The following is a 15,781-nucleotide window of genomic DNA, read 5'->3' as shown; positions in this document are numbered from 1 at the left end:
CAGGGGGTGTCTTTTGGATCAGGCCGGATCAGTGAGCGGGGTCTGGCGTGGTGCATCGCAAGGCGGAGGAAGGAGCCGACGCGGAGCGTCGGCGACTGACGACCACGCAACGAGGTGCCGTGCCGGGGCACGCGAGCCCGGCAAGATCCGAAAGACACCCCCTAGGAGCGTACTTCGAGGAGCGGGACGAGCTGCTCGACGGGGGTCATGGAGCCGTGCATCCCGACCATCGCCGACTCGTGCGGCTCATTGACGGAGGCGGTGATCACCACGTCGTCGTGGGCCGCGGCGACGACGTCGCCGATTCGTCCGTACACCCGCTCGTCGACCGTCGGGCCGAACCAGCCGGCCGCGATCGCCTCGTCGCGGCTCGCCACCCAGAACTGCTCGCCGAGCACCTCGCGCCAGACGGTGAGCACATCCGCCTCGGCGCCCGGGACGGCGTAGATGTGGCGGGCGCGGCCCTCACCGCCCAGCAGGGCGACTCCGGCACGCAGCTCCCAGTCCTCGTCGAAGTCGATGCGCGACTGCTCGTCGAAGGGGATGTCGATCATGCCGTGGTCGGCGGTGACATACAGGGTGGCGCGGGGCGGGAGCTGCTCGGCGAGCCGCTGTGCCAGCCGGTCGGCATACATCAGCTGGCCGCGCCAGGCGTCGGAGTCGACACCGAAGCGGTGGCCCTTGCCGTCCACGTCGCTGTAGTACGTGTAGACCAGCGACCGGTCCCCCGCGGCCAGTTGCTCGGCCGCCAGGTCCATCCGCTCCTCGCCGGAGAGCCGGCCGAGGAAGCTGCCGCCGCTGAGCGCGATCTTGGTGAGCGGGGTGTGCTGGAAGGTCGGCGAGGACACCTGCGCGGTGTGCACGCCCGCCTCGTCGGCGAGCTGGAAGACCGTGGGGTACGGCTGCCAGACGCGCGGCTGCGTCCACGGCTTCCAGCGCAGCTGGTTCATCAGCTCGCCGGTCTCCGGGTTGCGCGCGGTGTAGCCGGGCAGGCCGTGCGCGCCGGGCGGCAGGCCGGTACCGACGGAGGCGAGCGAGGTGGCGGTGGTGGCGGGGAAACCGGCTGTGATGGGCCGGCCCGTGCCGCCGCGCGAGGTGGCGAGCAGCGAGGTGAGGTACGGCGCCTCGTCCGGGTGGTTCTTGATCTGCTCCCAGCCGAGGCCGTCGATCAGGAAGACGCAGTTCCGGTCGGCGGGGGTGAGCTCGGGGATCTGCTGGGCCAGGCCCGGTACGCCCTGGCCCGCGGCGAGCGTCGGCAGCAGATCGGCGAGCGATCCGGTGCCGTACTCGGGGACGGGTGCGGTGTCGAGCGCGAGGGGAACGGGGTCGTCCGGCCAGGGGGCGTGCTGGGCCATCAGCGCGTGGCTGCCGTGGCTTCGGAGAGCGACTGGGCGAAGACGAGGGTCTGGCGGACCGCGTCCGGGCCGTCGCCGGCCTCGCTGACGCGCAGGCTCAGATCGTCCGCGGTGGAGTTGCCGGTGTAGCCGTGATCGGCCTCGCAGTTGGGGTCGCCGCAGGCGGCGGGCTCCAGGTCGAGACGGGCGACGGCGCCCCAGCCGATGGTGAGGACGACCTCGCGGGGCAGGGTGCCCGGGGTGTACGACTCGGGGTTGGCGACGACGCGGCTGACCACGACCGACGAGATACGGCCGAGCTTGACCGATTCGGTGGAGGTGGTGGCGTACGGCGTCGGGGAGCTGGTGTCGGCGGCCTGCTCGTCGGTGTGGCTGACGATGAAGCGGTTGGCCGTCAGGACGAGGACGGTGACATGGCGACGCACCTCGTTCGCGTCGAAGGTGGTCTCCTGGTGCACCAGGAACGACGCGATCTGCTCGCCACCGACAGCGGCCTCCACCGCCTCGGCCACGAGGGCCGGGTAATAGCCGCTTCGCTCGATCGCCGCGCGCAGCCCCTGGGTCGTCGTACCGGTCTTCGCCATGGGGTCCATCCTACGGGGCCCCGGGGGGCGCTGAGCGCTCAGTAGCTGGGGAGTCGGCGGGGGCCGAGGTCGGTGCGGGCGGGCGGCGGCGCGAGCCGTACGGACGCGCCGAGCACGGACAGACCACGCTGAGCGACAACGACCGGTTCGAGGCTGATCGCGACCACTTCGGGATGGTCGTCGACCAGTCGTGACACCCGCAGCAGCAGCTCCTCGAGAGCCGGGGTGTCGACGGGCGCGGAGCCGCGCCAGCCGAAGAGGAGCGGGGCCGTCCGGATGCTTCTGATGAGCTCGGCGGCGTCCCGGTCGGTGGCGGGGACGAGCCGGTGGGCGGTGTCGCCGAGCAGCTCGGAGGCGGCTCCGGCCAGCCCGAAGGAGAGCACGGCGCCGACGGCGGGGTCGATGGCCGCGCGTACGACGGTGTCCACGCCGCGTGGGGCCATCGCCTGGACGACCGGCTGCAGCTCCGCTGGCTTGCCGAAGGCGTCGGTCAACTCTCGGTAGGCCTGCCGCAGTTGCTCCTCATTGGCCAGATCCAGCCGTACGCCGCCGAGGTCGGCGCGGTGGCGCAGGTGCGGGGCGGTGGTCTTGAGGGCGACGGGGTAGCCGAGGCGATCTGCTGCCGCCACGGCGGCGTCGGGGCCGGGTGCGGGGTGGGTCGGGCGTACACAGATGCCGTACCGGCCGAGCAGCTCGCGGGCGGCGGCCGGGTCGAGGGTGCCGCCACGGTCCGAGATCCCTCCGAGCAGGCTCTCGATCCGGGCGGCGGCGCCCACCTCGTCGATGTCCTCGTACTCGGGCACCTTGCCGGGCTCGGCGGCCTCCCGGCGCCACTGGGCGTACTTCACGGCCTCGGACAGAGCACGGACGGCCCGCTCGGCGGCCGGGTAGGCGGGGATACGGGCGGCGTGCGGGGCGCTCGCGGGAGCCGGGGCCGCGTAGCGGACGGCCGCGGACACACCGGCCGTGCTCGGCGCCGGTGGGCGGGTGGGGTGGCGGGGCCGGGCGGCGGCATCCGGGACTCCCCTGGTGTCGTCCTCGGGATCGTCCGCCTTCGGGGCCGGGCCCGTGCGCGTACTGGAGGCGGCCGCCAGGGCCTCGGCCAGGCCGCCGATCTCCACATGGACCACCGCCACCGGCTTGGCCGGGGCAGTCGTCGCCGCCGCGCGCAGGGCTGCCGCCAGCACCTCGCCGTCGCCCGACTCCGTGACGCCGTTCTCCCCCACCCACGGGATGGCCGTAACCACGACCGCGTCGCAGGACTTGTCCAGCAGGGCCTCGGCCAGGGCGGCGCGGAAGTCCGCGGGCGTGGCCGCCGTCGTGAGGTCCCGGGGCCGGAGCGGGCGCAGGCCCTCGGCGAGGCAGGCGTCGTACGTGAGGAGGCCGAGCGACTCGGAGTTGCCGAGGATCGCGACCCGCGGCCCCGCCGGCAGCGGCTGGCCGGCGAGGAGCAGGCCCGCGTCGACGAGTTCGGTGACGGTGTCGACGCGGATCACGCCCGCCTGACGGAGCAGCGCGCCGACCGTGGCGTCCGGGATCCGGGTCACCGGGACAGCGTGTCCGGGCGGCGCGCTTCCGCTGTGCCGGGCGCCCTTGACCACGACGACCGGCTTCACCGCGGCCGTACGCCGGGCGAGCCGGGTGAACTTGCGGGGGTTGCCGATCGATTCCAGGTAGAGCAGGACCACATCGGTGTCCGGGTCCTCGTACCAGTACTGCAGAAAGTCGTTGCCGGACACATCCGCGCGGTTGCCCGAGGAGATGAAGGAGGACAGCCCCGCGCCACGCCTGTGCAGCCCCGAGAGGAGGGCGATGCCGATCGCGCCGGACTGGGTGAAGAGGCCGATGCGGCCTGGGGCAGGGGCCTCGGGGGCCAGCGAGGCATTGAGGCGGACGGTGTCCGAAGTGCTGATGATGCCGAAGGAATTGGGACCGATGACGCGCATGCCGTACGAGCGGGCCAGCCGCACCAGTTCGCGCTGGAGCTCCAGTCCGGCGGCCCCGCTTTCGGCGTATCCCGCGGTGAGGACGACCAGGCCCTGGACGCCGTGCTCGCCGCAGTCGGCGACGACCTCGGGCACCCGTTCGGCCGGAACGGCGACGACCGCGAGATCGACGGTCTCCCCGATCTCGCCGACGGAGCGGTGGGCCGGGACGCCGTCCACCTCGGTCAGGTCCTCGGGGAAGGCGGTGTTCACGGCGTATGTGCGACCGGTGAATCCGGCGTTGAGGAGGTTGCGCAGGGCGGTGCGGCCCACGCCGCCGGTCGCGCGGCCGGTGCCGATGACGGCGACCGACCCGGGTGCGAGGAGGCGTTGCACCGAGCGGGCCTCCGCGCGCTGTTCGCGGCCGCGCTGGACCGCGAGGGACTCGGCGGTCGGTTCAAGGTCGAGGGTCAGATGGACGGAGCCGTCCTCGAAGCTGCGCTTCTGGGTGTAGCGGGCATCCCGGAACACCTTGATCATCTTGTTGTTGGCGGGCAGCACCTCGGCGGCGAAGCGCCGGATGCCGCGCTCGCGGGCGACCTCGGCGATGTGCTCGAGCAGGGCGGAGGCGACGCCGCGCCCCTGGTGGGCGTCCTGGACGAGGAAGGCGACCTCGGCCTCGTCGGCGGGGGCGGTGGCGGGCCGGCCATCGGCGTTGATCCGGTCGTAGCGGACGGTGGCGATGAACTCGCCGCCCACGGTGACAGCCAGACCCACCCGGTCCACATAGTCGTGATGGGTGAACCGGTGGACGTCCTTGTCGGAGAGCCTGGGATAGGGCGCGAAGAAGCGGTAGTACTTCGACTCGTCGGAGACCTGCTCGTAGAAGCTGACCAGGCGTTCGGCGTCGTCGGTGGTGATGGGCCTGATGTGCGCGGTGGCACCGTCGCGCAGCACCACGTCCGCTTCCCAGTGGTCGGGGTAAGCGTGATCCGACGAGGTCTGCATGGGGAAAGCGTACGGCTCACGCACCGGTCGCGGAGGAGGTTGCCGCGGGGCAGTCTGAGGAGGCCGATCGGCGGCGTTCCGGGGCCCGGGGTCGCTATGAGCACGCGGCAACGCATGAGAGACTGGTCTAGACAACCCGCTAAGACTTGAAGGGCAACACCATGGCTGAGCGCCGCGTCAATGTCGGCTGGGCCGAGGGCCTGCACGCCCGCCCCGCTTCCATCTTCGTCCGTGCCGCCACGGCCGCCGGCGTCCCCATGACGATCGCCAAGGCGGAGGGCAACCCGGTCAACGCCGCCTCCATGCTCGCGGTGCTCGGCCTGGGTGCCCAGGGTGGCGAGGAGATCGTGCTCGCCTCCGAGGCGGACGGCGCCGACGCCGCCCTGGACCGTCTGGCCAAGCTGGTCGCCGAGGGTCTCGAGGAGCTCCCCGAGACCGTCTGAGCCGGACTGCCGAATGACCCATCACGAAGCCGTGGCGTCCCGAATTCGGGGCACCACGGCTTCGTTCTTTTCCGGGTCCCGGTGCCATTCAATTTCGGGCAGCAGAAAAGAAGTCCCGCGGATATCTTTCCTTTGTATACGGCGCCACTGTTAATGCTGGACGCTCGCGGTGTTTACGGGATGTTGCGAAGTCCTCACGCGCTCGGGGCGGCGCAGCCGGTGCGCGGCGGTGGCCCGTTCGGTGTGCAGGGCCGTCAGCGCCCGCGCCCTCTCCACGTCGCCGCGCGCCACGGCGTCCACGATCGCGCCGTGCTCGGCCCAGGACTCCATGGGCTTGGCCGGCTGCTCGACGGCGTACATCCAGGCGATCTTGTGCCGCAGCTGGGTGAGCAGGGCGATCAGCGCGGGGCTGCCGGAGGCCTGGGCGAGCGTCTCGTGGAACCATCCGCCCAGTGACCGCAGATCCTCGCCCTGGCCGCGGCGGGCCCGCTCCTGACCCAGTCTGACCAGGCCACGCAGCACTTTGAGGTGTGCGTCGGTACGACGCTGGGCGGCACGCGCCGCGCCCATGGGCTCCAGCAGCATCCGGATCTCCAGGAGGTCGGCGGCCTCCCGCTCGGTGGGCTCGGCGACGCAAGCGCCGGCGTGCCGGCGAGTGGTGACGAAGCCCTCGGACTCCAGGGTGCGAAGGGCTTCGCGCACCGGGACGCGGGAGACGCCGTAGCGGCGGGCCAGCTGCTCCTCGGTGAGCCGGCTGCCGCGCTCGAATACACCGGAGACGATGTCGTCGCGGATCGCCGTGCATACCGAGTGCGCGGGAATGCGCATGACCGAACCTCCGCTTTAATCCGCGCGAAACGCAGCCGATTGACGTCTGTCCGGTGACTCTATTGCAGTGGGCCGGATTTTCCGATGGCCCACCGGAATCCATGGATATCTTTTGGCCAGGGGTCCAGGTGCGCGGCAAACACCGAAGGCCCCGGCGGGGGGTGCCGGGGCCTTCGGTGAGCAGTTCCGCGGAGCTGCGCTCAGACGTTCACGCCGTGCGCGCGCAGGTACGCGAGCGGGTTGATGTCGGAGCCGTACTCGGGGCTGGTCCTGGCCTCGAAGTGGAGGTGCGGCCCGCTGGTGTTGCCGGTCGCGCCGGAGAGGCCGATCCGCTGACCCGGGGTCACGCTCTGGCCGACCGAGACGCTGATGGACGAGAGGTGGCCGTACTGCGTGTACGAGCCGTCGTTCATCTTGATCACGACGTTGTTGCCGTACGCGCCGCCCCAGCCGGCCTCGACGACGGTGCCCAGGCCCACCGCGTGCACGGACGTGCCGGACGCGGCGTGGAAGTCGATGCCGGTGTGGCTGCCGGAGGACCAGACGGCGCCGCCGGCCTGGTAGCCGGTGGAGACGTAACTGCCGCTGATCGGCGACACGAAGGAGTTCAGGCGCTTGCGCTCGGCCTCACGGGCGGCGCGCTCCTTGGCCTCGCGGGCCTCCTTGGCGCGGGCTTCCGCCTTGCGCTTCGCCTCGGCCTCGGCCTTCGCCTTGGCGGCGGCCTCAGCGGCCTCCTGCTTCTGGGCGGCGGCCTGGTCGGCGATCTGGTCGGCGAGGGAGTCGGCGGCCACGATCTGGGTCAGGCCGGTGTCCTCCACGGTGGTCGCGCCGGTCTCGGCAGCGAGCGCCGGGGAAGCGAGGGTTCCGATGACGCCAGTGGTGGCGAGAGCCGCGACGCCGGCGAAGTTCGCCTTCTTGCGCGTCATTCGGCCCGGGGCACGGTGCTTCCCGGTGGCACGGGTGAACGCCATGAAGTGGCTGATCCTTTCCTTCCTTCTCGCCTACCGGGTTAGCTGACGGGTTCGGAGCAGGAAGGTCTCCTACGGGCCCCTCCAGGTGCGAAGGCGCCCGATTCACCCCAGGGACTGAGTGGGTCCCCGGCTCCCCAGGCTCGCGCCTGACGGGGACTCGGCGATGGCTGTCCGATGCCGCGGATGCGGCGGGCTACTGGCGGACAGCCGCACCGACGCTAGGCGGCTCATCTTTCAATCACCAAACAGACAGCCCCTTTTGTAGCGCACGCCACAGGGCAGACAGGCAACCTCTCCAATAAAACGGACAAAAGGCGGAACCCCGGCAACGCTCTGGATGCCGGGGTTCCGCTTGCGCGTCCGGAATTGTTTGCCGGACGTACTCAATCAGCCTGTGACAACAGTCACTTCACCGATGCCCAGCGCCCTGACCGGCTCCTCGATCTTCGAAGCATCGCCGACGAGCACGGTGACCAGACGGTCCACCGGGAAGGCGCTGACGGCCGCGGCCGTCGCCTCCACGGTGCCCGTCTCGGCCAGGCGTACGTACAACTGCGCCTGGTAGTCGTCCGGGAGGAACTGCTCGACCTGGTCGGCGAGCGTGCCCGCGACGGACGCGGCCGTCTCGTACTTCAGCGGGGCGACGCCCACCAGGTTCTGCACGGCGACATCGCGCTCGGCGTCGGTGAGCCCCTCCGCCGCGAGCGTGCGCAGCACCTTCCAGAGGTCGTCGAGCGCCGGGCCGGTGTTGGGGGTGTCCACGGAGCCGCTGATGGCGAGCATCGCGGCGCCCGACCCGTCGGGCGCGGAGCGCAGCACCTGGCCGAAGGCCCGCACGCCGTAGGTGTAGCCCTTCTCCTCGCGCAGGACGCGGTCGAGACGGGAGGTGAGGGTGCCGCCCAGGCAGTACGCGCCGAGCACCTGGGCCGGCCACACACGGTCGTGGCGGTCCGGGCCGATGCGGCCGATCAGCAGCTGCGTCTGGACCGCGCCGGGGCGGTCCACGATCACCACACGGCCGGTGTCGTCGGCGGTGATCGCCGGTACGGGACGGGGCGACGCGCTGTTGCCCGTCCAGGTGCCGAGGGTGTCGGCGAGCACCGCGTCCACATCGACGCCGGTGAGGTCGCCGACGATCACCGCGGTGGCGGTGGCGGGCCGGACATGCGCCTCGTAGAAGGCCCGTACGGCCGCGGAGTCGATCCGGGCGACGGTCTCCTCCGTGCCCTGGCGGGGGCGCGACATACGCAGCGTTGCCGGGAAGAGCTCCTTGGAGAGCTGCTTGGCGGCACGGCGGGACGGGTTGGCCGTCTCGTGCGGAATCTCGTCCAGGCGGTTGCGTACGAGCCGCTCGATCTCGTTGTCCGCGAAGGCAGGGGCGCGCAGCGCCTCGGCGAGCAGGCCGAGCGCCTTGGGCAGCCGGGAGACCGGGACCTCGAGCGACGCGCGGACACCGGGGTGGTCGGCGTGCGAGTCGAGCGTGGCGCCGCAGCGCTCCAGCTCGGCGGCGAACTCCTCGGCCGTGTGCTTGTCGGTGCCCTCCGACAGGGCGCGCGCCATGATCGTGGCGACGCCGTCCAGGCCGTCCGGCTCGGCGTCCAGCGGGGCGTCGAGGGAGATCTCGACGGCCACCACCTGCTGACCCGGGCGGTGGCAGCGCAGCACGGTCAGGCCGTTGTCCAGCGTGCCGCGCCCGGGGGCCGGGAACGCCCAGGGGCGGGCTTCTCCGGCCGTCGGCTGCGGGTGGAACTGCATGGTCACGGCAGCGTCGCTCACTGGTCCGCCCCTTCGTGCTCGTCGTTCTCGTCGCTGTCGCTCGCGTCACCGTCGTCCGCGGAGAGCGGCTCATAGACCAGTACGGCCCTGTTGTCGGGGCGCAGCCGGGCCTTGGCGACGGCCTGCACCTCTTCGGCGGTGACATCCAGCACCCGCTGTACGGCGGTCAGCGCCAGCTGCGGGTCGCCGAACAGCACGGCGTACCGGCACAGTTCGTCGGCGCGGCCGGCGACCGTACCGAGCCGGTCCAGCCACTCGCGCTCCAACTGGGCCTGCGCGCGCTCCATCTCCTCGGGCGTGGGGCCCTCCGCGGCGAACCGCGCGAGCTCCTCGTCGACCGCGGCCTCGATCTGCGGGACCTCGACACCGCCCGACGTCTTGACGTCCAGCCAGCCCAGCGAGGGTGCTCCGGCCAGGCGCAGCAGGCCGAAGCCGGCCGCGACGGCCGTCTGGTCACGGCGCACCAGGCGGTTGTGCAGCCGCGAGGACTCGCCGCCGCCGAGGACGGTGAGCGCCAGGTCGGCGGCGTCGCACTCGCGCGTGCCGTCGTGCGGCAGGCGGTAGGCGGCCATCAGCGCGCGCGCCGGGACCTCCTCGACGATCTCCTCGCGCAGCTGCTCACCGATGTTCTCCGGGAGCGAACCGTCGCGCGGCGGCTGCTTGCCGTCGTGGGAGGGGATGGAGCCGAAGTACGTCTCGATCCAGGCGAGCGTCTGCGCCGGGTCGATGTCGCCGACGACCGACAGCACGGCGTTGTTCGGCGCGTAGTACGTACGGAAGAAGGCGCGCGCGTCCTCGAGGGTCGCCGCGTCCAGGTCGGCCATCGAGCCGATCGGGGTGTGGTGGTACGGGTGGCCCTCCGGGTAGGCGAGGGCGGTCAGCTTCTCGAAGGCCGTGCCGTACGGGACGTTGTCGTAGCGCTGGCGGCGCTCGTTCTTGACGACGTCGCGCTGGTTCTCCATCGACTCGTCGTCGAGGGCGGCGAGCAGCGAGCCCATCCGGTCGGCCTCCAGCCAGAGCGCCAGCTCCAGCTGGTGGGTGGGCATCGTCTCGAAGTAATTGGTGCGCTCGAAGCTGGTGGTGCCGTTCAACGAGCCGCCGGCCCCCTGCACCAGCTCGAAGTGGCCATTGCCGTGGACCTGCTTCGAGCCCTGGAACATCAGGTGCTCGAAGAGGTGGGCAAGGCCGGTACGGCCCTTGACCTCGTGGCGCGAGCCGACGTCGTACCAGAGGCAGACCGCGGCGACCGGGGTCAGGTGGTCCTCGGAGAGCACCACGCGCAGGCCGTTGGCCAGCCGGTGCTCGGTCGCTGTCAGGCCGCCGGAACCGGCCTGCGCTGTGGCCGTGTGACCCATGGGCATGTACGTCCCTTCGATCGCTGTGCTGCGTCTTCTTTGTCAGCCCTGCCACTTTAGAGGGGAGGTCTGGGCCCGGGCGGCGCCGCGGGCCGATCCCGGACCTCCCCCCATGCAAGCGCGCCGGCACCTGGCGAAGTTCCCGGGTCGCGGTCGGCGTTGTCAGTGGGACGGTCCACAATGGTCGGCGTCAGCCCCAGACCTGGTACGTGAAGGAGCAGCAGCCGCGATGGCCCGCCGCAGCACGAAGACCCCGCCTCCGGACGATTTCGAGGAGAAGATCCTCGACATCGACGTCGTCGACGAAATGCAGGGCTCCTTCCTCGAGTACGCGTACTCGGTGATCTACTCCCGGGCTCTGCCGGACGCCCGCGACGGCATGAAGCCGGTGCACCGCCGCATCGTGTACCAGATGAACGAGATGGGCCTGCGCCCCGACCGCGGCTATGTGAAGTGCGCCCGCGTCGTAGGCGAGGTCATGGGTAAGTTGCACCCGCACGGCGACGCGTCGATCTACGACGCCCTGGTGCGGATGGCACAGCCGTTCTCGATGCGCCTGCCGCTGGTCGACGGCCATGGGAACTTCGGCTCCCTCGGCAACGACGACCCGCCGGCCGCCATGCGGTACACCGAGTGCCGGATGGCCGACGCCACCAGCCTGATGACGGAGTCGATCGACGAGGACACCGTCGACTTCGAGTCGAACTACGACGGCCAGGAGCGCGAGCCCCTCGCGCTGCCAGCCGCCTACCCGAACCTGCTGGTCAACGGCGCGTCCGGGATCGCGGTCGGCATGGCGACGAACATGCCCCCGCACAATCTGGGCGAGGTCATCGCCGCCGCGCGCCATCTGATCAAGCACCCGGGCGCGGACCTCGAGACGCTGATGCGCTTCGTCCCCGGACCCGACCTGCCGACCGGTGGCCGGATCGTGGGCCTGAGCGGAATCAAGGACGCGTACGAATCCGGCCGCGGCACCTTCAAGATCCGCGCGACGGTCGCGGTGGAGGACGTCACCGCGCGCCGCAAGGGTCTGGTCGTCACCGAGCTGCCCTTCACGGTCGGCCCGGAGAAGGTGATCGCGAAGATCAAGGACCTGGTCTCGTCGAAGAAGCTCCAGGGCATCGCTGACGTCAAGGACCTCACCGACCGTTCGCACGGCCTGCGCCTGGTCATCGAGGTGAAGAACGGCTTCATCCCCGAGGCCGTGCTGGAGCAGCTCTACAAGCTGACGCCGATGGAGGAGTCCTTCGGCATCAACAATGTGGCGCTGGTGGACGGCCAGCCGCTCACCCTCGGCCTCAAGGAGCTGCTGGAGGTCTATCTCGACCACCGCTTCAATGTCGTGCGGCGGCGCAGCGAGTTCCGGCGGACCAAGCGGCGCGACCGGCTGCATCTGGTCGAGGGCCTGCTCGTCGCGCTGATCGACATCGACGAGGTCATCCGCCTCATCCGGTCGAGTGACAATTCCGCGCAGGCGAAGGAGCGGCTGATCGAGCACTTCTCGCTCAGCGAGGTCCAGACCCAGTACATTCTGGATACTCCGCTCCGCCGGCTGACCCGGTTCGACCGGATCGAGCTGGAGAGCGAGCGCGACCGGCTCACCGGCGAGATCGACGAGCTGACCGGGATCCTGGAATCGGACGCCGAGCTGCGCAAGCTGGTCTCCTCCGAACTGGCCGCGGTGGCGAAGAAGTTCGCCAACGAGCGGCGCACGGTACTGCTGGAGTCGGCGGGCACGCCGGTGGCGGCGGTGGCGCTCGAGGTGGCGGACGACCCGTGCCGGGTGCTGCTGTCCTCGACCGGCCTGCTGGCCCGTACGGCCAACGGCGAGCCGCTGGTGGACGAGGGCGGCAAGCGCGCCAAGCACGATGTGATCATCTCGGCCGTGCCGGCGACGCAGCGCGGCGACGTGGGTGTGGTCACTTCGGCCGGTCGGCTGCTGCGGCTCGCGGTGATCGATCTGCCGCAGCTGCCGGACACGGTGTCCGCGCCCAACCTCTCGGGCGGGGCGCCGATCGCGGAGTTCCTGTCGCTGGACGAGGACGAGACGGTCGTCTGTCTGACCACGCTCGACGAGTCCTCGCCGGGCCTCGCACTCGGCACGCTGCAGGGTGTGGTCAAGCGCGTCGTGCCCGACTACCCGGCGAACAAGGACGAGTTGGAGGTCATCACCCTCAAGGACGGTGACCGGGTCGTCGGCGGTGCCGAGCTGCGTACGGGCGAAGAGGACCTGGTCTTCATCACCTCCGACGCCCAGCTGCTGCGCTACCAGGCCTCGCAGGTGCGGCCACAGGGCCGGGCGGCGGGCGGTATGGCCGGTATCAAGCTGACGGACGGCGCCGGGGTGATCTCGTTCACGGCGGTGGACCCGGCCGCGGACGCGGTGGTCTTCACGATCGCGGGCTCGCACGGCTCGCCGGCCGACTCGGAGACGACGGCGAAGCTGACGCCGTTCGACCAGTATCCGCGCAAGGGCCGGGCCACCGGCGGGGTGCGCTGTCAGCGCTTCCTCAAGGGTGAGGACGTGCTGGTGCTCGCCTGGGCGGGCGCGGCTCCCGCTCGTGCGGCGCAGAAGAACGGCACACCGGCCGAGCTCCCGGAGCCGGATCCGCGCCGCGACGGCTCGGGTACGCCGCTGACATCGGCGGTGGCGGTTCTGGCTGGCCCAACCGGCTAGGGAGTCCCTAGGCCTCTTCCGGTACGAACCGCAGGACGCCCCACATGCTGTGCTCGTCGGGGATGTCCTGCGGTTCGTTCTGTACGCAGGCCTCCAGCTCCTTGCGCAGCGCACCCGCGTCGACTCCGGAGCCGATGAGCACCAGCTGAGTGAGTCGCTGAGCACCGCGCGGCCAGGGCTCGGGGTAGAAGCGCAGAAAGCGGCCGACCGCGTGCACGGCGTATCTGTTGCCCGGGTCGGCCGCGCCGAAGTCGACGAAGCCCTTGATCCGGTAGAGCCCTTCGGGCCGGGTGTCGAGGAAGTCCATGAGCCGGCGCGGGTTCATGGGCTCCTGCGCGGTGAAGTCCACGCTCTCGTACGCGGCGTGCAGATGGTCCGCGTGATCATGCTCGTTGTACTCGTCCGCGTACAGGTCCTCGAAGGAGAGCTGGCGCACCCTCTCCTCGCGCTCCGGCCGTGCGGCGGGGTCGAAGAGAACCTCCGCATCGACCCGCCCGTACTGCGCGGTGATCACCGGCGTGCCGCCGCCGATCTCGCCGAGCGTGCCGCGCAGCCGGTCCAGCGCCGCCTCCCCCACCCGGTCCGCCTTGTTCAGGACGACCAGATCGGCGATCGCGAGATGCCGGTCGATCTCGGGATGCCGCTCGCGGGTGGCGCCGAACTCGGCCGCGTCGACGATCTCGACGAGTCCCCCGTACACAATGCGCGGATTGTCGCTGGCCAGCAGCATCTTGACGAGCTCCTGCGGCTCGGCGAGCCCGCTCGCCTCGATGACGATGACATCGATCCGCGCGGCGGGCCGGGTGAGCGTCTGAAGATACTCGTCCAGCTCGCTCGCGTCGGCGGCGCAGCACATACAGCCGTTCCCGAGGGAGACGGTCGAGCCGACCTGCCCGGCGACGGTCATGGCGTCGATCTCGATGGACCCGAAGTCATTGACGATCACGCCGATGCGGTTGCCCCCGTTGCGGCGGAGCAGCTGGTTGAGCAGGGTGGTCTTGCCGGACCCCAGAAAGCCCGCGAGTACGACGACGGGGATCTGCGGCTTGCTCAAGGGGGCACCTCGGGGCTTCTCGGCTGCGGTCCTGACTGCCATGGCGGCTCCCCAGGATATGGCGGTCCCGCAACGGCCCCCGCCCGCCCCGGGCCGTAGCCGTGAGCGGGCGGGAGCGTACGGTCGGGGGGAAACGGTGACGCATGACCGGCGACGCCGGCCGCGGCTTCAGGTCCGCAGCCAGACCGCCGTGTCCTGGGGGAGCCGCCCGTCCTCGTCCAGGGGGCCGCTCGTCAGCAGGACGCTTGTGTGACCGGGGAGTTCGGCGGGTTGCCCGGCGAGATTGACGACACAGATCAGGCCGCCGGTGCGGACAAAGGCGAGGGCTCCCGGGGCGGACCGCAGCCAGGTCAGCGGCCCGTCTCCGAAGCCTTCTTCGGTACGGCGCAGGCGCAGGGCCTCGCGGTAGAGAGCAAGCATCGAGTCCCCCGACGCCTCCTGCCGGTCGGCGGCGTACGAGGCCCAGTCCGCGGGCTGCGGAAGCCACGGCCCCGTCTCCGAGCCGAATCCGTAGTACGGCGCGTCCGCCACCCACGGCAGCGGCACCCGGCAGCCGTCACGCCCCGGATCCACGCCGCCGGAGCTGAAGTGCATCGGATCCTGGATGCGGTCCCGGGGAATGTCCGCCTCGGGCAGCCCCAGTTCCTCGCCCTGGAAGAGATAGACGCTGCCGGGCAGGGCGAGCGACAGCAGGGCCGCGGCCCTCGCCCGCCGGGTGCCGACGGCCAGGTCGGTGGGGGTGCCGAAGCGCTTCTTCGCGAAGTCGAAGCCGGTGTCGTCCCGCCCGTAGCGGGTGACGGTGCGCGTCACGTCGTGATTGCACAGCACCCAGGTCGCGGGCGCGCCGACCGGAGCGTGGTACGCGAGCGTGGTGTCGATGGAGGCGCGCAGCTCGGCGGCGTCCCAAGGGCGGGCCAGGAAGTCGAAGTTGAAGGCCGTGTGCAGCTCGTCCGGGCGCAGATAGCGGGAGAAGCGGTCCGGGTCGGGCACCCACAGCTCGCCGATGAGCACCCCGTCGTACTCGTCGGCGACGGCACGCCAGGCGCGGTAGATGTCGTGCAACTCGTCACGGTCGACGTAGGGGGCCGTATCGTCCTCGTCGGCGTCCGGCAGGGCGGGGTCCTTGGCGCACAGGGCGGCCGAGTCGATCCGTACACCGGCGGCTCCGCGCTCGAACCAGAAGCGCAGCACGTCCTTGTGCTCCTGGCGTACTGCCGGGTGGTCCCAGTTCAGGTCGGGCTGCTCCGGTGTGAACAGGTGCAGGTACCACTCGCCGTCGGGGACCCTGGTCCAGGTCTCCCCCGAGAACTGCGACGGCCAGTTGTTGGGCGGCAGTTCGCCCCTCTCACCGCGGCCCGGACGGAAGTGGAACAGCTCACGCTCGGGACTGCCGGGACCCGCTGCGAGGGCCGACCGGAACCACAGGTGCTGGTCCGAGATGTGGTTCGGGACGATGTCGATGATGGTGCGGATGCCCAGCTCACGGGCCTCGCTGATGAGCTTCTCGGCCTCGGCGAGGGTGCCGAAGGCCGGGTCGATGGCGCGGTAGTCGGCCACGTCATAGCCGCCGTCGGCCATCGGGGAGAGGTACCAGGGGTTGAACCAGATCGCGTCGATGCCCAGTTCGGCGAGATGGGGCAGCCTGGCTCGCACCCCCGCGAGATCGCCGGTGCCGTCGCCGTCGCCGTCGGCGAAACTCCGTACGTACACCTGATAGATGGCGGCGCTGCGCCACCAGTCGTCCGTGCGATCCACGTCCGTGTGATCGGAATGAGGGGCTGCCACGTGACGGTCCTTTCGGG

Annotated in this window: 11 protein-coding genes and 1 riboswitch; of the genes, 2 read left to right on the top strand and 9 right to left on the bottom strand. The window is 71.0% G+C overall.

Translation table 11 applies throughout. The features are described 5' to 3' along the window. Window positions 1-161: 161 nt before the first annotated feature. Genes SLUN_RS29625 through SLUN_RS29615 form a run of 3 tightly spaced genes read right to left on the bottom strand, consistent with a single transcriptional unit; the run spans window position 162 to window position 4,872 of the window. The gene (locus SLUN_RS29625) at window positions 162-1,355 is read right to left on the bottom strand and encodes an alkaline phosphatase family protein (protein ID WP_108153032.1); all 1,194 of its coding nucleotides are present in this window, start codon (window positions 1,353-1,355) and stop codon (window positions 162-164) included. Then, window positions 1,355-1,939: a DUF5998 family protein gene (locus SLUN_RS29620; protein WP_108153031.1), complete on the bottom strand. Its 585-nt coding sequence runs from the start codon at window positions 1,937-1,939 to the stop codon at window positions 1,355-1,357. Before SLUN_RS29620 ends, SLUN_RS29625 begins: the two co-directional genes overlap by 1 nt. Before the next feature lie 38 nt (window positions 1,940-1,977). Continuing rightward, the gene (locus SLUN_RS29615) at window positions 1,978-4,872 is read right to left on the bottom strand and encodes a bifunctional acetate--CoA ligase family protein/GNAT family N-acetyltransferase (protein WP_108153030.1); all 2,895 of its coding nucleotides are present in this window, start codon (window positions 4,870-4,872) and stop codon (window positions 1,978-1,980) included. Window positions 4,873-5,033: 161 nt separating this feature from the next. On the opposite strand from SLUN_RS29615, the gene SLUN_RS29610 reads away from it, so the two are divergent. After that, window positions 5,034-5,315 carry an HPr family phosphocarrier protein gene (locus SLUN_RS29610; RefSeq protein ID WP_108155004.1) on the top strand — a complete coding sequence of 94 codons (282 nt, stop codon included), beginning with the start codon at window positions 5,034-5,036 and terminating at the stop codon, window positions 5,313-5,315. Between the two features lie 150 nt (window positions 5,316-5,465). Here SLUN_RS29610 and SLUN_RS29605 read toward each other — a convergent pair whose 3' ends face one another. From SLUN_RS29605 to SLUN_RS29590, 4 genes are all read right to left on the bottom strand, one after another. Further along, window positions 5,466-6,143: a GntR family transcriptional regulator gene (locus tag SLUN_RS29605; RefSeq protein ID WP_108153029.1), complete on the bottom strand. Its 678-nt coding sequence runs from the start codon at window positions 6,141-6,143 to the stop codon at window positions 5,466-5,468. Between the two features lie 200 nt (window positions 6,144-6,343). Next, window positions 6,344-7,114: a M23 family metallopeptidase gene (locus SLUN_RS29600; protein ID WP_108153028.1), complete on the bottom strand. Its 771-nt coding sequence runs from the start codon at window positions 7,112-7,114 to the stop codon at window positions 6,344-6,346. A gap of 13 nt (window positions 7,115-7,127) precedes the next feature. Then, window positions 7,128-7,287: riboswitch (cyclic di-AMP (ydaO/yuaA leader) on the bottom strand. 214 nt (window positions 7,288-7,501) lie between these two features. Beyond that, on the bottom strand, window positions 7,502-8,869 hold the full coding sequence (locus SLUN_RS29595; RefSeq protein ID WP_108155003.1) for a M16 family metallopeptidase: 1,368 nt from the start codon (window positions 8,867-8,869) through the stop codon (window positions 7,502-7,504). Window positions 8,870-8,886: 17 nt separating this feature from the next. After that, window positions 8,887-10,251 carry a M16 family metallopeptidase gene (locus SLUN_RS29590; RefSeq protein ID WP_108153027.1) on the bottom strand — a complete coding sequence of 455 codons (1,365 nt, stop codon included), beginning with the start codon at window positions 10,249-10,251 and terminating at the stop codon, window positions 8,887-8,889. Between the two features lie 223 nt (window positions 10,252-10,474). Here SLUN_RS29590 and SLUN_RS29585 point away from each other — a divergent pair, with 223 nt between their 5' ends. Then, window positions 10,475-12,925, top strand: a complete 2,451-nt coding sequence (locus SLUN_RS29585; RefSeq protein ID WP_108153026.1) for a DNA gyrase/topoisomerase IV subunit A — start codon at window positions 10,475-10,477, stop codon at window positions 12,923-12,925. 7 nt (window positions 12,926-12,932) lie between these two features. Here the strand turns inward: SLUN_RS29585 and SLUN_RS29580 are convergent, their stop codons facing one another. Beyond that, window positions 12,933-14,021 carry a CobW family GTP-binding protein gene (locus SLUN_RS29580; RefSeq protein WP_108153025.1) on the bottom strand — a complete coding sequence of 363 codons (1,089 nt, stop codon included), beginning with the start codon at window positions 14,019-14,021 and terminating at the stop codon, window positions 12,933-12,935. A 126-nt stretch (window positions 14,022-14,147) separates the two neighbouring features. Then, a complete protein-coding gene (locus tag SLUN_RS29575; RefSeq protein ID WP_108153024.1) occupies window positions 14,148-15,764 on the bottom strand; it encodes a glycoside hydrolase family 13 protein in 1,617 nt (538 codons plus the stop codon). Window positions 15,765-15,781 lie beyond the last annotated feature (17 nt).

Source organism: Streptomyces lunaelactis (genome assembly GCF_003054555.1).
Taxonomy (GTDB): domain Bacteria; phylum Actinomycetota; class Actinomycetes; order Streptomycetales; family Streptomycetaceae; genus Streptomyces; species Streptomyces lunaelactis.
Note: the sequence above shows the minus strand (reverse complement) of the source record. Positions and strands in the feature narration are given on the sequence as shown.

Bases quoted from the DNA above. Each gene is read 5' to 3' on its own strand.
- SLUN_RS29620 (WP_108153031.1), bottom strand. From the start codon at position 1,939: ATGGCGAAGACCGGTACGACGACCCAGGGGCTGCGCGCGGCGATCGAG.
- SLUN_RS29625 (WP_108153032.1), bottom strand. From the start codon at position 1,355: ATGGCCCAGCACGCCCCCTGGCCGGACGACCCCGTTCCCCTCGCGCTC.
- SLUN_RS29600 (WP_108153028.1), bottom strand. From the start codon at position 7,114: ATGGCGTTCACCCGTGCCACCGGGAAGCACCGTGCCCCGGGCCGAATG.
- SLUN_RS29605 (WP_108153029.1), bottom strand. From the start codon at position 6,143: ATGCGCATTCCCGCGCACTCGGTATGCACGGCGATCCGCGACGACATC.
- SLUN_RS29580 (WP_108153025.1), bottom strand. From the start codon at position 14,021: ATGGCAGTCAGGACCGCAGCCGAGAAGCCCCGAGGTGCCCCCTTGAGC.
- SLUN_RS29615 (WP_108153030.1), bottom strand. From the start codon at position 4,872: ATGCAGACCTCGTCGGATCACGCTTACCCCGACCACTGGGAAGCGGAC.
- SLUN_RS29595 (WP_108155003.1), bottom strand. From the start codon at position 8,869: ATGCAGTTCCACCCGCAGCCGACGGCCGGAGAAGCCCGCCCCTGGGCG.
- SLUN_RS29610 (WP_108155004.1), top strand. From the start codon at position 5,034: ATGGCTGAGCGCCGCGTCAATGTCGGCTGGGCCGAGGGCCTGCACGCC.
- SLUN_RS29585 (WP_108153026.1), top strand. From the start codon at position 10,475: ATGGCCCGCCGCAGCACGAAGACCCCGCCTCCGGACGATTTCGAGGAG.
- SLUN_RS29590 (WP_108153027.1), bottom strand. From the start codon at position 10,251: ATGCCCATGGGTCACACGGCCACAGCGCAGGCCGGTTCCGGCGGCCTG.